At 54.7% G+C, this 21,424-nt stretch carries 20 protein-coding genes; 12 read left to right on the forward strand and 8 right to left on the reverse strand.

The genetic code is table 11. The features are described from left to right. Nucleotides 1-12: 12 nt before the first annotated feature. The gene (locus ACFIOZ_RS06815; protein WP_386082927.1) at nucleotides 13-1,314 is read right to left on the reverse strand and encodes a Y-family DNA polymerase; all 1,302 of its coding nucleotides are present in this window, start codon (nucleotides 1,312-1,314) and stop codon (nucleotides 13-15) included. 45 nt (nucleotides 1,315-1,359) lie between these two features. Then, entirely contained in the window at nucleotides 1,360-1,803 is a 444-nt protein-coding gene (locus ACFIOZ_RS06820) for a LexA family protein (RefSeq protein ID WP_386082928.1), read from the reverse strand. A gap of 170 nt (nucleotides 1,804-1,973) precedes the next feature. Between ACFIOZ_RS06820 and ACFIOZ_RS06825 the strand changes: the two genes are divergently transcribed. Further along, nucleotides 1,974-3,377, forward strand: coding sequence for a hypothetical protein (locus ACFIOZ_RS06825; protein ID WP_386082929.1), 1,404 nt, complete (start codon nucleotides 1,974-1,976; stop codon nucleotides 3,375-3,377). Between the two features lie 170 nt (nucleotides 3,378-3,547). After that, the gene (glyA, locus tag ACFIOZ_RS06830; protein ID WP_211593790.1) at nucleotides 3,548-4,813 is read left to right on the forward strand and encodes a serine hydroxymethyltransferase; all 1,266 of its coding nucleotides are present in this window, start codon (nucleotides 3,548-3,550) and stop codon (nucleotides 4,811-4,813) included. 154 nt (nucleotides 4,814-4,967) lie between these two features. On the opposite strand, the gene ACFIOZ_RS06835 is transcribed toward glyA, so the two are convergent. Then, nucleotides 4,968-5,558, reverse strand: a complete 591-nt coding sequence (locus ACFIOZ_RS06835) for a FlgO family outer membrane protein (protein ID WP_386082930.1) — start codon at nucleotides 5,556-5,558, stop codon at nucleotides 4,968-4,970. Nucleotides 5,559-5,562: 4 nt separating this feature from the next. Then, nucleotides 5,563-6,228 (reverse strand): hypothetical protein, encoded by a 666-nt coding sequence (locus ACFIOZ_RS06840; protein ID WP_249325070.1) that lies wholly within the window; start codon nucleotides 6,226-6,228, stop codon nucleotides 5,563-5,565. A gap of 301 nt (nucleotides 6,229-6,529) precedes the next feature. On the opposite strand from ACFIOZ_RS06840, the gene ACFIOZ_RS06845 reads away from it, so the two are divergent. The 3 genes from ACFIOZ_RS06845 (at nucleotide 6,530) to ACFIOZ_RS06855 (ending at nucleotide 10,203) form a co-directional block, all read left to right on the forward strand. After that, nucleotides 6,530-7,534: an OmpA family protein gene (locus ACFIOZ_RS06845; RefSeq protein WP_386082931.1), complete on the forward strand. Its 1,005-nt coding sequence runs from the start codon at nucleotides 6,530-6,532 to the stop codon at nucleotides 7,532-7,534. Nucleotides 7,535-7,973: 439 nt separating this feature from the next. Then, on the forward strand, nucleotides 7,974-8,936 hold the full coding sequence (locus ACFIOZ_RS06850; RefSeq protein ID WP_386082932.1) for an HAD-IIB family hydrolase: 963 nt from the start codon (nucleotides 7,974-7,976) through the stop codon (nucleotides 8,934-8,936). Between the two features lie 46 nt (nucleotides 8,937-8,982). After that, nucleotides 8,983-10,203, forward strand: coding sequence for a glycosyl transferase (locus tag ACFIOZ_RS06855; protein WP_211593760.1), 1,221 nt, complete (start codon nucleotides 8,983-8,985; stop codon nucleotides 10,201-10,203). Nucleotides 10,204-10,327: 124 nt separating this feature from the next. Here the strand turns inward: ACFIOZ_RS06855 and ACFIOZ_RS06860 are convergent, their stop codons facing one another. Then, a complete protein-coding gene (locus tag ACFIOZ_RS06860) occupies nucleotides 10,328-11,941 on the reverse strand; it encodes a methyl-accepting chemotaxis protein (RefSeq protein ID WP_386082933.1) in 1,614 nt (537 codons plus the stop codon). 149 nt (nucleotides 11,942-12,090) lie between these two features. Further along, the gene (gene htc2, locus ACFIOZ_RS06865) at nucleotides 12,091-13,707 is read right to left on the reverse strand and encodes a methyl-accepting chemotaxis protein Htc2 (RefSeq protein WP_386082934.1); all 1,617 of its coding nucleotides are present in this window, start codon (nucleotides 13,705-13,707) and stop codon (nucleotides 12,091-12,093) included. Between the two features lie 197 nt (nucleotides 13,708-13,904). Here htc2 and ACFIOZ_RS06870 point away from each other — a divergent pair, with 197 nt between their 5' ends. The 7 genes from ACFIOZ_RS06870 to ACFIOZ_RS06900 all read left to right on the forward strand — a co-directional run bounded on the left by ACFIOZ_RS06870 (nucleotide 13,905) and on the right by ACFIOZ_RS06900 (nucleotide 19,574). Next, nucleotides 13,905-14,771: an MBL fold metallo-hydrolase gene (locus ACFIOZ_RS06870; RefSeq protein WP_386082935.1), complete on the forward strand. Its 867-nt coding sequence runs from the start codon at nucleotides 13,905-13,907 to the stop codon at nucleotides 14,769-14,771. 29 nt (nucleotides 14,772-14,800) lie between these two features. Further along, nucleotides 14,801-15,265, forward strand: coding sequence for a YeeE/YedE family protein (locus tag ACFIOZ_RS06875; protein ID WP_386082936.1), 465 nt, complete (start codon nucleotides 14,801-14,803; stop codon nucleotides 15,263-15,265). Nucleotides 15,266-15,276: 11 nt separating this feature from the next. Next, the gene (locus tag ACFIOZ_RS06880) at nucleotides 15,277-15,723 is read left to right on the forward strand and encodes a DUF6691 family protein (protein WP_386082937.1); all 447 of its coding nucleotides are present in this window, start codon (nucleotides 15,277-15,279) and stop codon (nucleotides 15,721-15,723) included. A 127-nt stretch (nucleotides 15,724-15,850) separates the two neighbouring features. After that, nucleotides 15,851-16,552: a response regulator gene (locus ACFIOZ_RS06885; protein ID WP_386082938.1), complete on the forward strand. Its 702-nt coding sequence runs from the start codon at nucleotides 15,851-15,853 to the stop codon at nucleotides 16,550-16,552. Next, nucleotides 16,549-17,868: an ATP-binding protein gene (locus ACFIOZ_RS06890; RefSeq protein ID WP_386082939.1), complete on the forward strand. Its 1,320-nt coding sequence runs from the start codon at nucleotides 16,549-16,551 to the stop codon at nucleotides 17,866-17,868. The genes ACFIOZ_RS06885 and ACFIOZ_RS06890 overlap by 4 nt, the downstream gene beginning before the upstream one ends. A gap of 27 nt (nucleotides 17,869-17,895) precedes the next feature. After that, nucleotides 17,896-18,561, forward strand: coding sequence for a c-type cytochrome (locus tag ACFIOZ_RS06895; protein WP_386082940.1), 666 nt, complete (start codon nucleotides 17,896-17,898; stop codon nucleotides 18,559-18,561). Continuing rightward, the gene (locus ACFIOZ_RS06900; protein ID WP_386082941.1) at nucleotides 18,558-19,574 is read left to right on the forward strand and encodes a c-type cytochrome; all 1,017 of its coding nucleotides are present in this window, start codon (nucleotides 18,558-18,560) and stop codon (nucleotides 19,572-19,574) included. The genes ACFIOZ_RS06895 and ACFIOZ_RS06900 overlap by 4 nt, the downstream gene beginning before the upstream one ends. A 55-nt stretch (nucleotides 19,575-19,629) precedes the next feature. Here ACFIOZ_RS06900 and dsbG read toward each other — a convergent pair whose 3' ends face one another. Both dsbG and ACFIOZ_RS06910 read right to left on the reverse strand, forming a co-directional pair. Then, a complete protein-coding gene (gene dsbG, locus ACFIOZ_RS06905) occupies nucleotides 19,630-20,409 on the reverse strand; it encodes a thiol:disulfide interchange protein DsbG (RefSeq protein WP_386082942.1) in 780 nt (259 codons plus the stop codon). A gap of 80 nt (nucleotides 20,410-20,489) precedes the next feature. Next, complete coding sequence (locus tag ACFIOZ_RS06910) at nucleotides 20,490-21,305, reverse strand: prolipoprotein diacylglyceryl transferase family protein (protein WP_386082943.1); 816 nt, start codon at nucleotides 21,303-21,305, stop codon at nucleotides 20,490-20,492. Between the last annotated feature and the right edge of the window lie 119 nt (nucleotides 21,306-21,424).

The following is a 21,424-nucleotide window of genomic DNA, read 5'->3' on the forward strand; positions in this document are numbered from 1 at the left end:
CTAGGGTAACGGTTACGTACGCGAACTACACGCATCGATAGCGCCTGGGTGAGTGCCTACTTTCATAAGTTCATCCCAGCGCGTGGTATAGCGGTCTGAGCGATGGGCGCAGCGTAACTGCCAGGCGGCTGGCGCATTTGTCATGCCAAAGCTGATTGTGCCCTGCCCCAAGCGCTGGTTGATTTGATCAATGGTTGCCATCAGCACCGGGTGGCGATCACGGGCAGGTTGATGCAGTAACGACATTTGGTACTGTTCGGCATCTACTAAATCCAGCAGCATCACACCGGCCTTCATAAATTGGTAGCGGGGGCGATGAATCAGCTCAAGACCTTGGCGGACAGCATCAAGGATCACCCGGGTGTCGTCGCTGGGTGAGGGCAGGGCGATCAGCTTCTGCGGGAAGTATTGCAACTGATCGCGACGATGGCGGTTAGTGTTGAGAAATACCATCACCGCACGGGCTAAACTGCGCTGCTCGCGAAGTTTTTCAGCGCTGCGCTGGGCGTGACGGCGCAGCGCGTTACGCACCTCTGCAAACACACCGGTTGGTTGGCCGAAAGAGCGGGAGGTCATAATGCGCTCTCGGGGCTTGTCTAGCGCGTTCATCGCCAAACAGGGTACGCCGCGTAACTCAAGCGCCGTACGCGCTAGTACCACCGAGAAGCGTTTGCGGAGCTGTTTTTCATTGCTTTCACGCAAGTCCCAGGCGGTGTTAACGCCGCCAATGGCCAAACGCTCGGCAAGCCTGTGGCCGACGCCCCATACGCTGCCTACCGGTGTACGTCTGAGCAACGCCTCCGTGGTGTGATCCTGCCCATTAAGTAAGCAAACGCCTTGGTAGAGAGGGTCTTTTTTGGCAAGATGATTGGCCAGTTTGGCGAGCGTATGGGTGGGTGCCAGCCCAATGCACACCGGCAAGCCCAAGTGGCGGCGTATACGCTGGCGCAGGTGTCGCCCCAGTGCCTCACACTGCTTGCGGGTAAAGCCTTCTAAATAGACGAACATCTCATCTATCGAGTAGGGGGCCACCTCCGGGCAGGCATCGCGTAGTAGTTGAGTCAGCCGCCTAGACATATCGCCGTAGAGCTCGTAGTTGGATGAAAGCAGGTGAATCTCTCCGCGCTGGCGTAGCCCTTCAAGCTTAAAGGCTGGCGTGCCCATGGGAATATCCAGCGCTTTCAACTCCGCTGAACGGGCGATCACGCAGCCGTCGTTGTTTGACATCACCCCAACAGGCCTGCCTTCCAGTGCGGGCTGAAAAACCCGCTCGCAGCTTACGTAGAAGTTGTTGGCATCGATTAGACCGATCATCGCCACCCCTCATCTCAAATAGGCCAGTTAGCGCAAAGAAGCGTGTCAACGTACATATTCGTGCACAACGGCACGCACTACGCCCCAAAGCTGGCAGTCGCTGCTTTCAAGGGGCAGCGGGGGGTAGTTTGGGTGACTCGAACAGAGGTGCGGTGTGCCCCGGTAAAGCGCGTAGCGTTTAACCAACGCCTCGCCCTCCAGCATAGCGACCAAAATATGCCCCAGGCGCGGCTCAATACTGCGGTCAACAATCAGCAGGTCGCCTTCAAAAATACCCCAGCCTTCCATGCTGTCGCCGGTGGCGGTGACATAAAACGTCGCAGTGGGGTTTTTAACCAGGCGTGTATTGAGATCCAGCGTGCAGGGCTCGTAATCCTGAGCAGGCGAAGGAAAGCCGCTAAAACCAGCGCGGCCCATAAAGGTTAAATAAGGCAGCGGCTGAGAGCTTAACGGCAAGGCTGGCGTAAAGTGAGTTGACTGGCCCGGCATCGTCGGCATCCTGATTCTTAAGATATTGTATAAATATACAGTATTTTGGGAGGCGAAGGAAAATGCAAAGTAAGCAAGGGGCTTTAACGAAGCCTCCGAACAACTCGCTTGGTAACTCACTTTTATTAGCTTAATGATATGCTTAAGGTATCTTACAAGGAGATCATGGCATGCATTCCTTCGGTGATTCCCGGTGCCTTATCATCGGGCTTTCGACTCTTTTGCTTTCGGGCATGGTGAATGCGTCGCCCGAGCAACTTGAGGCGGATCTTCGTGAACGCATGATCGGCGAGGGCGATAGGCTCACTTTTAGCCGTATTTATGAAGACAGTGAACAGCAACGCTATATTGCCGAGGATGTAGCCATTACTCACGCCAACGGCGATGTGATTACCCTCGAGCGCTATAGCGTCGAGGGAGCTTATGAGCACCCCGACCAAGTAGTGATGGAGAGCATAGCCTTGATAGAAGCCGGGCAAGCCGCTCCACTATTCAGTATCGCAACGTTAGTGTTGCCCCAGCCATCCCGGGCGGTGTTCTCTTCTGAAGATTTTGATCAGGCGGTGGAGAGTGTCTCTTTCAACGCCGTGACGGCTAGCGATATCACGCTACGGATAGAAGACGGTGCGGCAGAGAGTGCTTTAACAGAGATTAGTCATACTCCTCTGGAAGGTTATATTCACATTGATGACGTCACTCTGGAAGGGTTGAGTCGCAGCACTTTAGAGCTTTTGGACATAAAGGGGATCAGTGCAGAATTCAAGGATCTAGAGAGAGACATCACCTCTGAGCTCGCGCTAACGAATCTTCGCATTGAACAACTGGTCGGGCTAGACAACCCAGGGACAGAGAGTATCGAGCACGCTGAGCTGAACGGCTTTAGCCTGACGGGCGACAACTGGCAAGTACTGCTTGAGCGGCTCTGGGTTAACGGCAGCAGCTATACCGGCGATGCGGGCTTTGAGGGGGCTTATTTCGATGTGGCCGAACTGATTCACCTTGTGCCCTCTGCCGAGCGCGAAGCGATTCAGAGTCTGAACAATGTACTCACAGGCGGCACTGGGCAGCTACGGGCAGAAGGGCGCAGCCACTCCCACTGGGAAGAGGCGGATGAGGGCAACCGGCTGATATCAGACGGATCCTTGACGTTAAGCGGTGCTGCCGGGCTTGAGTTCACCATGAACCTTCCTGTCACGCTACCGAAAGGGGCGACTATCGAGCAGGCAACACGCAACCCCGAACTGTTAGAGTCGGCAACATTGCATGGCGGCAACGTAGTTATTGCTTACTCCGATGAAGGAATGTTGCCGCGCTTAACCGCTGAAATAGCTGCCCAGCAGCGCATTACCGAAGAGCGGGTGATCTCCCAGGCCGTGGCCCAAGCCCAGCAGTTTGGCCAACTGCTAGGCCCGCAAGTCACCAAATTAATGACCGGTATGGTTGATATCATGGCGGGATATTCCCAACAGCTAACCGTCAACTTGGCGCTACCCAACCCGTTTACCCTTGATCAACTGATTATGAATCCTATGGGCAGTGCTGAGCAGCTGAGATTTACTTTCCAATTAGAGTAGCTCTTCTGTCAGCCTGGTTGTCCACTTGGTCAGTATTTAATGGCCAGGGCAACATGAAGCACACTCATGTACGACCTGACGCGGATGCGATGAAAGTCGCGTCAGGCTGCGTTATGATAGCGCCCTCGCTTCTCCCATGATGATCCTTTCTCGTTACGAGGTTCCCGCCGATGTTCAGCCGTGATATGACAATTGCCGGATTCGATGATGTGCTGTTTGATGCCATGCAGAAAGAGGTGGCGCGCCAGGAAGCCCATATCGAACTGATCGCTTCCGAAAACTACGCCAGCCCCCGCGTACTTGAAGCTCAGGGCAGCCAACTGACCAACAAATACGCCGAAGGTTATCCTGGTAAGCGCTACTACGGAGGTTGTGAATTCGTTGATATCGCTGAGAACCTGGCCATCGATTACGCCAAAGAACTATTCGGCGCTACCTACGTAAACGTTCAGCCCCACTCGGGTTCGCAAGCTAACAGCGCGGTGTTCCAGGCGCTCGTTAAGCCCGGCGATACGATTTTAGGTATGAGCCTGGATGCAGGTGGCCACCTAACCCACGGTGCCAAACCTAATTTCTCGGGCAAGCACTACAATGCCATTCAGTATGGCTTGAATGAGCAAGAGCTGATCGATTACGAGCAAGTGGCCCAGCTTGCCCGTGAGCACAAACCCAAAATGATCATCGCCGGCTTCTCAGCCTATTCACAAATCGTTGATTGGGCCAAGTTCCGCGAAATCGCCGATGAAGTGGGTGCTTACTTACTAGTCGATATGGCTCACGTCTCAGGTCTGGTTGCTGCGGGCGTTTACCCCAGCCCCTTGCCCCATGCCCACGTGGTCACCTCCACTACGCATAAAACTCTGCGCGGCCCCCGCAGCGGCGTGATTCTCTCAGCGGAAAACGACGCAGATATTGAGAAAAAGCTGCAGTCAGCGGTTTTCCCCGGTGGTCAGGGCGGCCCCTTGATGCACGTCATTGCCGCTAAGGCAATCTGCTTTAAAGAAGCCATGGCGCCAGAGTTTAAAACCTACCAGCAGCAGGTAGTTAAAAACGCCAAAGCCATGGCCAAAGTGTTTATTGACCGCGGTTACGACATCGTCTCTGGTGGCACCGAAGACCACCTTTTCCTGCTTTCACTGATTAAGCAGGGCGTAACGGGTAAAGATGCGGATGCGGCGCTGGGTCGCGCCCATATCACCGTGAACAAGAATGCTGTGCCTAACGACCCGCAAAGCCCGTTTGTTACCTCCGGCCTGCGCATTGGCACCCCAGCGGTGACCACTCGCGGCTTCGGTGAGCAGGAGTGCACCGAGCTAGCCGGCTGGATCTGTGACATTCTTGATGTACTGGCCAAAGGCGAAGATACCAGCACCGTCGAAGCCCAGGTGCTGGATAAAGTTGCCGAGGTCTGCGCGAAACTGCCGGTTTATAAGTAAATTGGTTGTTAGCTAATTTTAAGAAGGCCCTGTGAATTGCAGGGCCTTCTTTATTTGAATTCAGCTTTCACAGCGATAAATTTGAGTATTGCGTTAAAAATACCAAGCAGCCAATAACACTACTGGCTGTATAGTAGGGGCACGCTAGGGAGTATCACCACCCCCCTTGGCCCTCTAACAAGCTGCGGGTGTTGTTATTGAGCGGCAGCCGGAAATCGGCGCTGCCGAGTACCATCGCATCACCTGCACGCACGACCCGAGCACTTACATAGACGTAGTCCTGACCCTGAGCATAGGTGCCCATTAAAATTGAGCGGGCGTTGTGCTGAGCGGTTAAACGCTGAACTTGCCGTGAAAGAATCAGTTCCCCCACGCTCTCTTCGATAAACATGCTGTCGCGCATTTTGACTTCGCGTACCTGCATACCCTGGCGAGCCAGTGCTGAGGCCATAATTTCAGAGCTGATACGCCCAAGCGTAGATGACTGACTTAGATTGTCGATGCTCACAAAGGTGGCAGCAATCATGGGGCTATAGCGCGTGAGCTCTGGGTTGCTGGCAACCATCTGTTCAGCAGCGGCATGAACCAATTCGGAGAGATCGGGTTCCGGTTCGACCGCTCGGTTGTTAGCATTACCCAGCGTACTGCAGCCAGCCAATAAAAGTAGCGCCATAACCATGGCCACTCCACGGGCAGCATGGTTGATAGAGCGAGCGCGCCAAGTAGCTAAAAGTGTCATCAGCATGAAGTTACCACGTATCAGTAAGGGGAACGGAGGGTGTGGTAGGTGCCTGAGGCACACGGTGAGGGGCATATTGACGACGATCACCGGCATTGATGTAGTAAATGTTGGATGAAGAGTAGAGAATTCGTTCGCCATCGATGATTTGTGTGGTCACGATGATCTCTTCGTCACCGGTGTGCGTCCAGCTGCCGCTGGTGGTATCGGCAAGCATGCCTGCTGGGATTAACCCAAGAGCAGGTTCGGCCCACTGGTTATAGGGAATGGTGGCCACGGCGATACCCGCGGTGAGAGCGGTAAAAGCACCGACGGGGGGGCGGATAAAACCACGATCTCGGTGTTCGACGACTTCTACATCAAAGGTAATGTTGGCACTGTTCGCAGTCGGGACGGTGGTGAGGTTTGCGCCCCGTGAGACCAGCTCGCTGGTCAGTAGCGCGCGAAAGCCGCGGCCAAATTCACCGCCGCTGTAGGCGTGCAGTGCTTCACTGTTGGGCTCGCTAATGTGCAAGTCGCGATTGCGAACACGCTCGCGTTGCAAAATGCTGGTAGCTTCATGGCGGGCCAGCACATCCCAGTGGTGAGCAGCCTGCATACGCTGCTGTTCAGTATAGGGGTAGGTCGTGGCGATCGGCGCTTGAGAGGTGTTGGCATAAAAGCAGCCGCTGAGCATTAAGCTTGCCAGCCCCAAGCTTACAGGGCGAATGCAAATGGATAATGGAAATAATTTGGGACGAGTACGCACCTGCTGGTTCCTTTTTCGCTACAAAACGGCTTTTGATAGACTGTTCGCCATGCTTAGCTTGCCACGCCTAATTCGACGTACTTTGTTCAGCGTACTTAATTTTGACGTACCTAGCTCTATGTGACTAATTATAAGCACTTGATTGGGCATGACTAGCTGGATAAGCCTAGTTCGTCATATTTAGCTAGATCGGCCACGAGGTTAAAAACTTTAATGAGCGATAATACCAATGCTTGAAGATCATCGCGGCGGCCCGCGCCACGATTCGTTAATGTCGGCCTATTATGAAAGTGATAGTGGTAGTGGTTGGATGATCAGCTATCTCGATATCATGACCTTGTTGGTGGCTCTCTTTGTGGTCATTATCGCCGCTGCTGGGCCGATTATCCCTCAGTTGAACCAGGCGGAAAGTGTGAGTGAGGACGCTGTCACATTATCGTCTACTTTGGGAGTACCCTTGCCTGACTCTTTGGCTCAAGTAAATCAGGAGCGTGCGAGCATCCCTGGGTGGAGTGGGGCAGGGTTGAGTCCCATGGCCGTTAGTGCAGCACTCGGTGTGGCTGGCTTGCCAACATTGGCTGATCTTCCACGACGCGTCAGTGTCGGTGTTCCACCGCTTTTGGCAGCACCACTGCCGCCCGCTGAGCCGATTATTACTTTACCAAAACTATTGATGCCCGCGGGCAGCGATGATTTTACATCCCCCTTAGCTGACTACATGGTGGTGTTGACTGACCGTCCCCCGGTGAATGTAGAAGCAGTGAGCGATGAGTCAGTCTCGGGGGCACTTGCGCTAAATCAGGCGCTTTCAGAACGCGTAGAAGAGTCTGCCTATCTGCCCGATCTTGAAGGGGTTGAAGTCTCACGGGTGGCCGAGGGGATCAGCCTTCGTGTGCAGGATCAACTGCTGTTTCCTTCGGCAACGGCTGAACTAACCGATGACGGGTCATCACTAGTGGGCAGTTTGCTGGAAACTATTCAGCGCTATGATGGCGAAGTGTGGGTTGAGGGCCATTCTGATAGCCAGACGATTAGTACCGATGAGTTCTCGTCTAACTGGGCATTATCTAGCGCCCGCGCGATTGCCATTGTGGAAGCACTGGAGGCCGCGGGAGTCGATGCCGAGCGACTACGCGCCGTAGGACTGGCGGCCACAAAGCCACTTGAAAGCAATGCTACTGCGGAAGGCCGTGCGCGTAACCGGCGGGTTGAGGTGGTGATTCACGTCGAGTAACCCATATTGATGTACCTCCATAGCCATCAAATAAAAAAGCCCGCCGGGGGAGGCGGGCATCAAAGGGCTTGGCTCACTGCAGCCCACTGGCATCAGGTGAGGGGTGTACAGGATCACCAGTGGGTACAATTTCAGTATAGCTATTTATGAGGCGTTGCCAAGGGCTGTAACGTTTTTTTATCGCTTTATTTTCTCTTCTTTGATCTCTCCTGCACTTATTTGGTGCACTTAGGCTGCCTCTTTTTGGTGCTTGAGAATATTCGGGGTTATTTATCCCTTAAAAGGGCCTGTAACCCCCTGTTGAGTTGACACTTCTCTTTTTTGGCTTATGAATTGCTATGCTTTCTATAGTCGACACTGGCTAGCTATAGCTATAGCTATTGAGGTGTTTGAGACATGACGTTTTAACGAAATGTTAAGGCCGAAGAGAGGAAGTGCCATGCCTGAATCCGCCCGTCTTTCCCCATCAACGCTTTCGGCAGCGTCAACCCCTTCAGTTGATCCCGCTCTGCAGCCACGGCTAATAGTGACCGATTTGGATGGTTCGCTGCTCGATCACCACAGTTACGATTTCAGCCCCGCTGCTCCCTGGCTTGCCCGCTTAAAGCAGATGGGGGTGCCGGTGATTCCGGTAACCAGTAAAACCCGTGCCGAATTGATACCACTGCGCGAAGCTTTAGGCCTCACGGCAACCCCCTTTATTGCGGAAAACGGTGCGGTGATTGGGCTGCCGCCAGGCTGGTGTCATGCACGCTTAGACCGCCCAGGAAGTGGTCGTGATGGCGTCGTTATCAAACATCCAGGTGTGGATATTGGCTTTATTCGTGCTCGACTGAAAGTGTGGCGAGAGCGTCTAAATATTCGCTTTACCCGCATGGGTGAGCTAAGTGTGCCAGAGGTGATGGAGCTTACCGGGCTTGACGCGGTTCGCGCCCGGGATGCACGGCAGCGTGAAGGCAGTGAGCCTTTGCTGTGGCATGACAGCGAGGTGGCGCTGGCCTCGTTTCGCGCCGCTCTGGAAGGAGATGGTCTACAGCTTACTCAAGGCGGACGTTTTTGGCATGTGATGGGACTCTCCGCGGATAAAGGCAGTGCCGTCGAGTGGCTGGTTAAACGTTTTACGGCATTGAGGGGGCGAACGCCTATTTCGCTAGGATTGGGGGATGGGCCAAACGATATCACTATGCTTGAAGCCGTCGATCAAGCGGTCGTCATCCGTGGTTGCCACGAACTAGCCGTAGAGCCCCACAACGCTTCCCTCTATCGCACGGACGCAACAGGGCCGACCGGCTGGGCTGAGGGGGTGGCCTACTGGTGGGGGCGAGATGACCGCCGTTTAGCGACGGCGGAGAAAGGGGCTACTGTGTTCTCGGGATCCAGTTCTTTGAGTACAGCTCTTTAAATGTAGCTCTTTAAATACAGCTCTTTGAATCCAGGGAGGTAAGCGCATGAGTGACTTTCATCAAAATGGAATTATTACCGATTTTCACAACCTAACCCGGCGCTCGGTGGAGGCGCTTGAACAGGAACTGTGCCAGTTTGCTCGACGACGCCCCATGGGACTGATTCTGCCGTCGCTGTTTTCGGAGCTGGAAGGGCCCGCACTGTCGGCGATCGTCGATGAGCTGGTGAAAGTCCCCTATCTCAATGAAATCGTCATTGGCTTGGATCGAGCCGATCGCGAGCAGTTTTTACATGCTCGGGAGTTTTTCTCACGGCTGCCTCAGCACACGCGCATCTTATGGAACGACGGTCCACGGCTGCGTGCCCTGGATGCGGAGCTGGAAGAGCACGGTTTAGGCGCGCTAGAACCTGGTAAAGGGCGCAATGTGTGGTACTGCGCTGGCTATATGCTGTCATCAGGGCGATCAAAAGTAGTGGGTCTGCATGATTGCGATATTTTGACCTATGAGCGGGGGCTGCTGGCACGCTTGATGTATCCGGTGGCACATCCCAATTTTAACTACAGTTTCTGCAAAGGCTATTACCCGCGCATTGCCGAGGGCAAGCTGAATGGCCGCGTCTCTAGGCTGTTGGTGACGCCGCTACTGCGGGCGCTTAAAACGGTCTGCGGGCCGATGCCGTACCTCGATTACCTGGATAGCTTTCGTTATCCACTCTCGGGAGAGTTTGCGATGCGTAGCGAAGTACTTGAGGGAATTCGTATGCCGGCAGACTGGGGCCTGGAGATAGGTGTGTTATCAGAATTACAGCGTAACTACTCACTGCGCCAGCTGTGTCAGGTAGATATTGCCGATGCCTATGACCACAAGCACCAGCCGGTTAGCGAAGATGACCCAGACAGTGGTTTGAACCGCATGAGCCTGGATATTTCAAAAGCCCTCTACCGTAAATTAGCTACCCAGGGGGTGACGTTTAGCAGCGAAGACTTCCGCACGCTCAAAGCTACCTACTATCGTTTCGCGCTGGATTTGATAGAAGCCTATGACCACGATGCGACGATGAATGGCCTGAGCCTTGACCGTCACAGTGAAGAGCAAGCCGTGGAGCTGTTTGCCAGTAACCTGCTCGAAGCAGGCAATCTGTTTATAGATAACCCTCGCGAGCGGCCTTTTATTCCTAGCTGGAATCGGGTGCAGGCTGCGGTACCGGATCTGCTCACACGCATGCACGAGGCGGTCGAACTGGATAATCAGGGAAAAGTTTAACGGCGCTGGTTATTAATTAATCATTTCTTGCGCAAAGCGTTTTATCCAGTTAAAAGGCCAGCTGCCCTAGGGGGAGCTGGCCTTTTCTTAGCCCTTGATGTTTAACACTTGGCTTTTGCTAGTGCTAAAAATCGCTGTGCTGGTGAGCGACCCGCGGGGCAGGAGAGGAGGCGGGCAGTGTATGTGTATGCTCCATGCTCTGGTTAATACGGAAGTGGGCTACCAGTTGGCGAAGCTCGGCGCTGAGCTGCGCGAGGGCTTGGGTGGCGTGATTGCTCTCTTGCACCAAACCGGCATTTTGCTGAGTCATTTGATCCATTTGGGTTACCGCCTGGTTGACCTGCTCAATGCCGCTGCTCTGCTCAATGGTGGCCGCAGAAATTTCCTGAACCAGTGTGCTGAGCTGTTTGATGTCATCGACCATCCCATTGATCACATCCCCGGTGTCACTCACTTGGCGGCTGCCTTCCGTCACTTTGCTGTCAGACGCTTCGATTAAGGTTTTGATCTCCTGGGCGGCGGCGGCCGAGCGGCTGGCCAGTTGGCGAACCTCATTGGCGACAACGGCAAAACCACGCCCCTGTTCGCCGGCGCGTGCAGCTTCCACTGAGGCGTTAAGGGCCAGGATGTTGGTTTGGAAAGCAATGCCGTCAATGGTGTTAACGATACTGCTCATTTGTGTGGCGCTTTCGTTAATCGTCGCCATGGTGGAGATCACCGTTGCCATAGAGTCACTACCGCGCTGAGCGCTTTCAGCGGTGCGCGTGGCAAGCGTACGGGCGTGATCGGCGTGCTCGGCATTTTGCTTAACCGTAGCGGTGAGCTGCTCCATACTCGAAGCGGTTTCGGCCAACGAGGCAGCCTGCTCTTCGGTACGGGTGGAAAGCTCTTCATTAACACCTACAATCTGATTTACGCCGCTGTTAACCTGATTCGCCCCTTGGTGAATGTCGCCAATCGTATGGGCCAGGGTTTCACGCATACGGTTAATATCAAAGAGTAGACTCTGCTGATCATTCGCCGAAAGCTGAGTGGTTTGGGTTAGGTCGCCATCAGCGATATGCCGTACTACGCTAGCGGCATAGCGCGGGTCGCCCCCCAACCGGCGTGCGACATCACGAATGACCAAGCCCATCAACAGCGTTACCGGGAGACCAATGATCAGCAGTATGACGACCGAACGAATCAAACCGGCAATAAACGCTTCATTAATATCGTCCACATAAACGCCTGCCGCGAGCGACCACTGCCACTCAGGAAGGTAGGCCACGTAACTGATTTTCGGTACCTGCTCATCCCCGGTAATGCGGCGGGAGTAGTAGTCAACGTGCCCACCACCGGCTTTGGCTGCCTCTCTAAAAGCGGCGTAAAGATCCATGCCGCTAGCATCCTTGTACGCGCTCATGTCTTCACCGCGAGGGCGATTAGGGTGGGAGACAATCTTTAGATCGTCATCAAAGGAGAAAATATACTCCCCGCCGCCAAAGCTTACGCTGGACATATTATCGATAGCGCGCTGCTGGGCTTCTTCCAGGCCAAGCTCTCCGGCGGCTACCCGTTCTTGCAAAGCTGCAAGCTGTCCATGAACGCTTTCCACCACATACTGGATGCTGTCGCGTCGTTCGCTCTCGATCGTCTGGCGATTTTCCCAGGCTAACCAGCCAACCAAGAGCAGCATGGCAATCCAGATAATGCCCAGTGTTCCCCAGAGTTTTTGTGTCGTCGTTAAGCGTGTCATGTTTTTCCTAGCCGATGAAAGTAAGCAACGTTGCTTCTTATCGGCTTAAGGCGCTAATACCTTAGCGAAATTTAAAGTAAATGCCGCCGCGGCAAAATCGCTTGCCGCGGCGGCATAACCCTATGTTGTTTCGCTAGTGAGAACAGGCGTTAAAAATCGCTGTGCTGATGAGTTGCTCTTGGGGCGGGCGAGGAGGCGGGTAAGGCCTGGGTATGCTCCATGTTCTGTTGGTTAATGCGGAAGTGGGCAACCAGTTGACGCAGCTGGGCGCTGAGCTGTGCAAGGGTTTGGGTGGCGTGGTTGCTCTCTTGTACCAGGCTGGCATTTTGCTGGGTCATTTGATCCATTTGGGTTACCGCCTGATTGACCTGCTCAATACCGCTGCTCTGCTCAATGGTGGCCGCAGAAATTTCCTGAACCAGGGTGCTGAGCTGTTTGATGTCATCGACCATGCCATTGATCACATCCCCGGTATCACGCACTTGACGGCTGCCTTCCACCACTTTGCTATCCGACGCTTCGATCAAGGTTTTGATCTCTTGGGCGGCGGCGGCTGAACGGCTGGCTAGTTGGCGAACCTCATTGGCTACAACGGCAAACCCACGCCCTTGATCGCCGGCTCTTGCGGCTTCCACAGAAGCATTAAGGGCCAAAATGTTGGTTTGAAAGGCAATGCCATCAATGGTGTTAACGATACTGCTCATCTGGGTGGCGCTTTCGTTTATTGTGGCCATGGTTGTAATTACTGTCGACATTGAGTCACTGCCGCGCTGGGCACTATCCGCCGCTCGGGTGGCAAGCGTACGGGCGTGATCGGCGTGCTCGGCATTTTGCTTAACCGTGGCGGTGAGCTGCTCCATGCTTGAAGCGGTTTCGGCCAATGAAGCAGCCTGCTCCTCGGTGCGGGTGGAGAGCTCTTCATTAACGCCCACAATCTGCTCTACGCCACTATTGACCTGGCTCGCGCCGAGGTGGATGTCGCCAATTGTCTCAGCGAGTGCTTCACGCATACGATTGATATGAAACAGTAAGCTTTGTTGATCCTTGGGTGAAAGCTGAGTGACTTGGGTCAGGTCGCCATCAGCGATGTGCCGTACTACGTTGGCAGCGTAGCGTGGGTCACCGCCTAAACGACGAGAAACATCACGAATAACCCAGCCCATCAGCAGCGTTACTGGAAGGCCAATGATCAGCAGTATCCCAATTGAGCGAATCAAGCCAGTAATAAAGGCGGCGTTAATATCATCTACATAAACGCCTGTCGCCAATGACCACTCCCATTCGGGAAGGTGCGCGACATAGCTGGTTTTTGGCAGCTGCTCGTCGCCACCCGCACGGGTTGAGTAGTAGTTAACGTGGCCGCCCCCCGCCTGGGCAACACGCAGCAACTCGGGGTATAGCGCCATACCGCTGGCGTCTTGATAGTTGGTCATGTCAGTGCCTGGGTCACGACTTGGGTGCGAAATGATAAGTAAGTCGTTGTTAAAAGAGAAGATATACTCCCCCGCCCCAAAGCTAACGCTAGACATATTGTCGATTGCACGCTGTTGGGCTTCTTCCAGGCTGAGTTCGCCGGCGGCGACCCGTTCTTGCAATGCTTCAATTTGGTTTTGCACGCTCTCCACTACGTACTGAATGCTGTCGCGGCGTTCGCTCTCAATCGTCTGGCGATTCTCCCAGGCAAGCCAGCCAACCAAAAGCAGCATGGCGATCCAGATAATACCCAGTGTTCCCCAGAGTTTTTGTGTGGTTGTTAAGTGAGTCATGTTCTTCCTAGTTGTTGTAATTGAGTAACTCTTTATCTATCGGCCTAAACAGGGCAGACCTTAGCAAAAATAGCCTTGAACACTCTTTTAAGGTAGTACTGCTCTTTTATTGTAAAATGGTCTAAGCATAGAACCTTATTTAAGCTATGCTGTCTCTGCAGGATCAGAATGAAATTACCACTCTATGGGAGGCTGCGATGCAACGCCCAATCGTGACGCACTTTTTTGATGAGCCTACGAATACCTTTAGCTATGTCGTTCAGGATCCCGATAGCCGTGCCTGCGCGATTATAGATTCGGTGCTCGACTTTGATTACGCCGCTGGTCGAACCGACGTGCGATCCGCTGACAATATCATCGCCTTTATTCGTGAACACGACCTTAACGTTACCTGGATTTTGGAAACCCATGTGCATGCCGACCACCTTTCGGCGGCGCCATACCTGCATGAGCAGCTAGGCGGCAAAACCGGCATTGGCGCCAATATAGTGGCAGTGCAGGAGATATTCGGTAAGGCGTTTAATGCGGGCAGTGAGTTTGCTCGAGATGGCAGCCAATTTGATGCGCTGTTTGAAGAAGGGGATACGTTTGCGATTGGTCAATTGAAGGGCCATGTGCTGCATACCCCAGGCCATACTCCCGCCTGTTTAACCTACGTTGTGGGAGATGCGGCCTTTGTTGGCGATACGCTATTTATGCCGGATTATGGCACCGCGCGTTGCGACTTCCCGGGCGGCAATGCGCGCACTCTTTATCGCTCTATTCAAAAAGTGCTAACGCTCCCCGAGCAGACGCGGCTGTTTCTTTGCCACGACTACAAAGCCCCTGGTCGTGAGACTTTCCAGCATGAAACCAGTGTGGCTGAGCAGATAAACGGTAATGTTCACGTACATAAAGGTATCAGCGAAGACGAGTTTGTAAAAATGCGTACTGAGCGCGATGCCACCTTGGGCATGCCACGGCTCATCATTCCATCGGTGCAGGTCAATATGCGCGCTGGGGAGATGCCTCCGGCGGAAGAGAATGGCACCGTCTATCTCAAAGTGCCGCTCAATTTTTTCTAACTGATTAAGTGCTATTTAGGGAGTAACCAGTGGATTGGATAGCAGGGTTACAAGGGCTTGTTGGAGGGGTGTTGATCGGCCTTTCCGCTACCTGGCTGATGGCCACGCTGGGTCGAATCGCGGGTATCAGTGGCATCGCGGGAAACTTGATTACGCAGCGGCCCAAGGGCGATAGCGCTTGGCGAGTAGCTTTTTTGTTAGGGCTAATCAGTGGGCCGTTAGTGCTCATAGCGTTAGGTGGTGGTTTAGGTAATGTCGCCGGTAGCCCGGGTGAGGTAATCGGTGCACCAGCAGGCGGCGTAGGGTTAATGCTGGTGGCCGGTTTGTTGGTGGGCGTAGGCACGGGGCTGGGCAGTGGCTGTACCAGCGGCCATGGCGTGTGCGGGTTGGCGCGCTTGGCCCCACGCTCCATGGCAGCCACCGGCATGTTTCTAGTGACAGCGCTGGTGACCGTTTATATCTCCCGTCACTTGCTAGGTTTAGGCAGCCTCTAATGAATAATCCAATGAATGAATCAGGTCAACGACGTTGGCTGAAAACAGCGGCGGGCTATGCGGCTGGGCTGCTTTTCGGCCTTGGCCTGGCTATTTCAGGTATGACCGACCCCGCGCGAGTAGTGGGGTTTCTAGACGTGGCGGGTGTCTGGGATCCAACGCTGATGTTTGTATTGGGCGGGGCCGTCATCACCACCTTTATCGGCTATCGGCTGGTATTGAAGCGCCCGGCACCCTTGTTGGGTGGCGTGTTTCAGTTGCCTACCAAGCGGGAGTTAGACGCGAAGTTGTTAGGGGGCGCTGCTCTGTTTGGCATCGGCTGGGGGCTTTCTGGCTACTGTCCAGGGCCGGCGATTGCCTCTATTGGCGGTCTTTCGTTACCGCTATTGGCCATGCTGGTGACGATGGTATTGGGTTGGTTTGTTGCGAGGCGTTTTGCTACTAAGCGTCTCGCCTAGCCATTCGTCCTTATTCGGCGATTGCCATGCCCACGCCCTTGCCATCACAGCAAGGGCGTTTTTATTTGTCTTAACGCTGGGTTAATGCCCGTCAGCCATGCTGATGGGTAATAAATAGGAAACCGCTATGCACGTCTTGTTGATTGAAGATGACCCGCTGGTTGCTTCGGGTATTCGCGCAGGATTAATGACTTTCGATTTTGTAGTAGATCACGTCTACACGGTGAGCGCTGCCCGTCAGGCGATGCGAACGGTGGCCAGTGATGTGGTCATTCTTGATCGCGGATTACCCGATGGCGATGGTCTTCAATTGTTGGCCGAGTGGCGCGAGCAGGGCAACGACGTTCCCGTGCTGGTGTTAACCGCTAGGGATGCGGTGCGTGACCGCGTGGATGGGCTGCAGGGCGGCGCCGATGACTACTTGGTGAAACCGTTTGATTTAGATGAGTTGGTAGCGCGTTTGCATGCTTTGCTTCGCCGAGTAGCAGGGCGCAGCAGCGGCCTGATTGCCCACGGAGCACTCTGCTTAGATCCGACGGCTCGGGAGGTCTACATCGGTGAACAGCTGATTATGCTGTCTCGCCGAGAGCTGGTGCTGCTTGAGACCTTCCTGCAATCGCCACGCAGCGTCCTTTCAGCCGACCAGCTCAAAGATAGCCTTTATGGTCTGAACGATGATGTGGAGAGCAATGCGCTGAATGTGCATATCCACCACCTGCGCCGCAAGCTGGGTAGCGGCGTGATTGAGACAGTGCGAGGGCTTGGCTATCGGTTGGGCAAACCCGAATCGGTACATGCGGCTGGTACGCCCTACAAGGGGCAGCTATGAGTTTACGTGCGCGCTTGCTGCTGACTCTGGGATTAACGCTGGCACTGCTCTGGGGTGTTGCGGCGGCGTGGCTGATGCGCGACCTGGAAGAGAAGTTTGTGGAAACCCTGGATCAGCGCTTAGCGCAGTCGGCTAGAATGGTGGCCGGGTTAGTCCTGCAGCTGCCGTTTGACGTATGGGAGGATGCCGAACACCCGGTGCTGTCTATTCCACCCATTGAGGGGCTGGCCTGCCAAGTGCACTCGCCCCAGGGTGAGGTCATAGCGCGTACCCATGCCGATATGGACGCTATTCTCGCTCCGGGAGAGGGCGGTCACACTTATCGTCAGGCAGGCGACGTGACTTGGCGGGTATTTACCTACGAGCGCGGTGGCATCGTGATTACCACCGCTGATCGTATGGATGAGCGCGATATGCTGCTCAGCGGCGTTATACGCATGACCGTGGTGCCCTTTGTCGTAGCGTTGGTAGGCAGCATGTTGGCGCTTTGGTTGGGGGTTTGGCGTGGCTTAGCACCGCTAACACGGCTGCGTGAATCGCTGGCCAATCGCCACCCCGATGCGCTGGCACCTGTCGCTACCTACGGCCTGCCTAAAGAGATTCGTCCGCTAATTGAAACCTTAAATACGCTTCTTGAGCGTGTGCAGCAGACCATTATTCGTGAGCAGCGCTTTACCAACGATGCCGCCCACGAACTGCGAACACCGCTTACTGCGATCAAGACCCACCTGCAAGTGGCTCGCCGGGTCGAAGGTCAGGCCGCAATAACATCGCTCAACTATGCTGAAGAGGGTGTGGTGCGGTTGAGCTCAACCCTTGACCAGCTGCTCACGCTGGCTCGCGTAGAGGGGCGTGTGCGTTTTGATGATGGGGAGGCTAGCCGCGTTGTGGATGTAGCCGAACACGCCCTGTCGGATAGCCAACACGACAAATCAACCCGCTTTATAGTCCCGCCCCACTGGCCCGATGTCGCCCTTGCGATACCCCGCGAATTGGCCATCACCGCGCTGCGTAATTTGCTCGATAACGCTATTAATCATGGGTCCGCCGATGCCCCCGTTACCTTTGATGCGCAGTGGGAGCCAGGAGAGCGTCATCTTACCTTTAGCGTTAGCGACCAAGGCTCAGGTGTTGATGGCGCGACGCTTGAACAATTAACGCAACGATTCTGGCGCGCCAGTAAACAGCAGGGCAGTGGACTGGGGTTAGCCATTGTGGCTGCTATAGCCGAACGCTTTGGTGGCGAAGTGACGTTTGTCAGCCCTGCTGAAGGTGGTTTTACCGCCCGCCTGGTTGTGCCAGTGGCGGGTAGCTAACAGCGATAATGCAAGGGAGAAACCGAGATGAATAAAAAATGCTTAAGCAGGTTTGGCCTGCTGATAGGGATTGGCTTAGTCACTGGAGGCGCGCTGGCGCAGCAGGGTGACGCGGAGCGAGGCCAGGCAGCAGCGGCGACCTGCACAGCCTGTCATCAGGCCAATGGCAGCGGTATGAATGTGCCCAATGGTGAGTCATGGCCGCGCTTAGCGGGGCTGAATGCGGACTATATCGCTAAGCAGTTGCACGACTTTAAAGCCGGGCAGCGTCAAAACGCGACCATGGTGACGTTTGCCAATATGCTCGACGATCAGCAAATAGCCGATGTTGCCGAATACTATAGCCAAATGCCGGTAACGCCGGGGCAAGGCGGCGATGAGGCCGACGAAGCGCTGCTGGCGCGGGGTCAACAGCTTGCCGAACGCGGCGATTGGAACGCTTACATTGTGTCCTGCCAAAGCTGCCATGGGCCCGGTGGTACGGGCGTTGGCAGCACCTTCCCAGGTGTCGCCAGCCAGCATGCTGGCTATATCAGCGCTCAGTTGACGGCGTGGAAAAACGAGACACGCAGCAACGACCCACAGAATCTCATGGGGGCCATTGCCAAACGCATGAGCGATAACGACATTAAGGCGGTGTCTGCCTGGTATGCCACGCAACCCGGTTCAGAAGAACAGGAGACAGCACAATGACCATCTGCCGTCGCTCCCTTGTCATAACCCTGACCGGCTGCTCGCTTGCGTTCGGTGCCGTCTATACAGCCACGGTTTTTGCCCAGCCAGAAGAGCGACCAGATGCTGCGCTGAATATGCTGGTACACGAGCCCCCCACCATGGAAGACCTTGAGAATTCCGAACTTCATCCGGAGCTGAAGAAAGTCATCCGCTATGGGCATGATCTCTTCACCAATACGCAGCAGTTGCGTGGTGAGAACGTGTTCAATGATATGAACTGCTCTAGCTGTCATTTGGGCGAAGGGCGGGTGCCGTTCAGTGCGCCAGTGTGGGCCGCGGCTATCACGCTGCCGGATTTTCGTGGTAAGAACCAGCATGTGAATAACCTGGAAGAGCGTATCGCAGGTTGCTTTGCTTATTCCATGAATGGCGTGCCACCGGAGTATGGCAGCGATGAAATGCTGGCGCTGAGCGCCTACCATCAGTGGCTGGCCACCGGTGCGCCGATGTATCCAGACAAACCGATTTATGGGCGTGGCTTCCCCGCGCCGGATGAGCCAGCTGAAGAGCCCGACTATGCTAGAGGTGAAGCGGCTTACCAGGAAAACTGTTCGATATGCCATCAAAGCGATGGCTCTGGCCACTACGAAAACGGCGAATACGTATTTCCAGCCCCTTGGGGCGACGGCTCTAATAATTGGGGCGCGGGAATCGCGCGAGTAGAAACCATGGCGGGCTTTATTTACCAAAATATGCCGCTTGGTCAGCCGCGGTCGCTCAGCGATCAAGACGCCTGGGATATTGCTTACTTCATAAGCAGCCAAGAGCGACCCCAAGACCCCCGCTACACGGGCGATGTCGCCGAAACAGCCGAGCGCTTTGGCCCGACCTTCCATAACCGCTCACTGTACGGGCAAACCCGCGAACACGACGGCCATGTACTCGGTGACCACGACAACTTCGGGGAGAAGGGCAACCTTAAGCCCTGGAATGTCGGCATGCCGCGGTTTGAAAACCTTTCCGAGGAGTGAGGTGGGGGAAAACGGAAGCATTAAGGAGGCCGCTTTGGCGGCCTCCAGCAGCCATCTATGGCGCTTCGCTGCCCATCATGTCGATTAGTCGCTCATCACTGGGCATACCCTGAATGCGGTCGAGGCGCACGTTCCCGTTCTCTGTTTCCCGCTGAAAAACCGAGGTGGGGGTGGCATACAGCCCTAACTCCTCGAACAGCTGGTTATTGGTATACACCTGTTCTTCAATTTCCCTTGGTTGGGCGCTGGCTTCGATTTCCTGCTGGCCACTTTCATGGGCATGCAGCGTCGCTGCCGGGTCGTCGGCTCCGAGCATGGCGGCTGCTTTTCCAGGGCTGTCGGGAGCTAAAATACCGACCATGATATGACGTAGCTGCGCCTCACCTGCTTCCACCCAGGGACGAACGGCTTGCCACAGCTCGCGGCAGTAGGGGCAGTTGGCGTCCGTGAAGGTGTAAATCACCCGCGGAGCGTCAACGTTGCCATCTTGAATCCAGTGGCTTTCGCTTAATAGCTGCCAGGTTTGTGCCTCTAGCGGTGCCCGTACATGCTCATCCAACTGCGCTTCAGTAAGGTCATTACCCTCGCTATCCATTAGCGTGCCCACCACGGCGTGCTCGCCATCTGGCGTCAGGTAAATCGCCATGTCCTGGCCCTGCACGCTGGCGCCGTAGCCGCGCAACCCGCCGGGGGCATCGAATTGACCATGAATCTCCAAGCCTTGGTCGGCGAGTGCCTGAATAGGAGCGGGGAGCTCGTCGGCAATGCTCGCAGAGGTGCCCATCAATCCTGCCAGTAACAAAAAGCCGCTAATGGTGTTTCGGGTTAATTGCATTACAACGTCCTGTTTTAATGAGATGGCGTTAGAAAAATGGTGTGGAAAAAGTAGCCGAAGGCGATTGATCAGAGTGCGGGTCAGCGCAAACGTTCTAACCCACGCTGCAGCGTCGCGCTGGAAAGCTCGCCAAAGTGCGTATTCACCAGCTGCCCATTGGCATCATAAAAGAGCGTGGTTGGCATGGCGTGAACTCCGGTGGCTTGTCCAACCGCATTGCGGGGGTCAAGCCATACGTTGTCCAGTGAGAAGCCGTGTTCGCTCATAAACGCCTCAATGTGGGCAGGCGACTCCCCTTGATTAATGAAGATAAAGGTGATGTCGGTTGCATTAGTTTGCGCCTGTTCAAAAACCGGCATTTCGCGGATACACGGCGGGCACCAACTGGCCCATAGGTTGACTACTATAGGTTGTTGGCTCTGTCGTGACATTTGCGGTAAATCGATGGCTTCACCTGCGCGAGTGGTCAGTGTGATATCCGGTAACGGGCGAGTTTGGCGTTCTATCAAGGTAGCGCTACCTGCGGCGAGCCCCCACACCAGGCCGCCGGTCAACAGTGCCCCCGTCAGTGGAAATCGCTGGCGTGGTGAGCGCCATAAAACCCAACTGGCATATGCCAGGCCGATAACAATGCCGCCAACAATGTCAAAGCCGCCATCGCGAATATTCAGGCGCGAAACTAGGCCATCGTATTCGCTCCAGTAGCGCACTACGAAGACCATACGGGCGCCAATAAAAGCTATAAACAGCAGGGTAAATAGCGTATCGCTGACGGGCACCCTATGGCGCCGACCCAGCAGCGCACCGGCAAACAACGCTAATAAGAACGCCAAGCCGATCAAGAGTTGGTGGATACTAAAGCCCATTGGGCCTAGGGCGACACTCTGTTGCAACATAAGAAAAAATAACCCCTAAGATAATGCAGTGCTGACATTGTCGCAGCACGACATTATTTAGGGATTATGCGCGGTATATCTGGGGCGATATGTCGCAACTAACAGTTTTTGAAAATTGA

The organism is Vreelandella sp. F11, from assembly GCF_042466685.1.
Taxonomy (GTDB): domain Bacteria; phylum Pseudomonadota; class Gammaproteobacteria; order Pseudomonadales; family Halomonadaceae; genus Vreelandella.

Bases quoted from the DNA above. Each gene is read 5' to 3' on its own strand.
- ACFIOZ_RS06825 (WP_386082929.1), top strand. From the start codon at position 1,974: ATGCATTCCTTCGGTGATTCCCGGTGCCTTATCATCGGGCTTTCGACT.
- ACFIOZ_RS06885 (WP_386082938.1), top strand. From the start codon at position 15,851: ATGCACGTCTTGTTGATTGAAGATGACCCGCTGGTTGCTTCGGGTATT.
- ACFIOZ_RS06900 (WP_386082941.1), top strand. From the start codon at position 18,558: ATGACCATCTGCCGTCGCTCCCTTGTCATAACCCTGACCGGCTGCTCG.
- ACFIOZ_RS06850 (WP_386082932.1), top strand. From the start codon at position 7,974: ATGCCTGAATCCGCCCGTCTTTCCCCATCAACGCTTTCGGCAGCGTCA.
- ACFIOZ_RS06860 (WP_386082933.1), bottom strand. From the start codon at position 11,941: ATGACACGCTTAACGACGACACAAAAACTCTGGGGAACACTGGGCATT.
- ACFIOZ_RS06815 (WP_386082927.1), bottom strand. From the start codon at position 1,314: ATGATCGGTCTAATCGATGCCAACAACTTCTACGTAAGCTGCGAGCGG.
- htc2 (WP_386082934.1), bottom strand. From the start codon at position 13,707: ATGACTCACTTAACAACCACACAAAAACTCTGGGGAACACTGGGTATT.
- glyA (WP_211593790.1), top strand. From the start codon at position 3,548: ATGTTCAGCCGTGATATGACAATTGCCGGATTCGATGATGTGCTGTTT.
- ACFIOZ_RS06895 (WP_386082940.1), top strand. From the start codon at position 17,896: ATGAATAAAAAATGCTTAAGCAGGTTTGGCCTGCTGATAGGGATTGGC.
- ACFIOZ_RS06870 (WP_386082935.1), top strand. From the start codon at position 13,905: ATGCAACGCCCAATCGTGACGCACTTTTTTGATGAGCCTACGAATACC.
- ACFIOZ_RS06820 (WP_386082928.1), bottom strand. From the start codon at position 1,803: ATGCCGGGCCAGTCAACTCACTTTACGCCAGCCTTGCCGTTAAGCTCT.
- ACFIOZ_RS06840 (WP_249325070.1), bottom strand. From the start codon at position 6,228: ATGCTCAGCGGCTGCTTTTATGCCAACACCTCTCAAGCGCCGATCGCC.
- ACFIOZ_RS06910 (WP_386082943.1), bottom strand. From the start codon at position 21,305: ATGTTGCAACAGAGTGTCGCCCTAGGCCCAATGGGCTTTAGTATCCAC.
- ACFIOZ_RS06890 (WP_386082939.1), top strand. From the start codon at position 16,549: ATGAGTTTACGTGCGCGCTTGCTGCTGACTCTGGGATTAACGCTGGCA.
- ACFIOZ_RS06855 (WP_211593760.1), top strand. From the start codon at position 8,983: ATGAGTGACTTTCATCAAAATGGAATTATTACCGATTTTCACAACCTA.
- ACFIOZ_RS06835 (WP_386082930.1), bottom strand. From the start codon at position 5,558: ATGCTGATGACACTTTTAGCTACTTGGCGCGCTCGCTCTATCAACCAT.
- ACFIOZ_RS06845 (WP_386082931.1), top strand. From the start codon at position 6,530: ATGCTTGAAGATCATCGCGGCGGCCCGCGCCACGATTCGTTAATGTCG.
- ACFIOZ_RS06880 (WP_386082937.1), top strand. From the start codon at position 15,277: ATGAATGAATCAGGTCAACGACGTTGGCTGAAAACAGCGGCGGGCTAT.
- dsbG (WP_386082942.1), bottom strand. From the start codon at position 20,409: ATGCAATTAACCCGAAACACCATTAGCGGCTTTTTGTTACTGGCAGGA.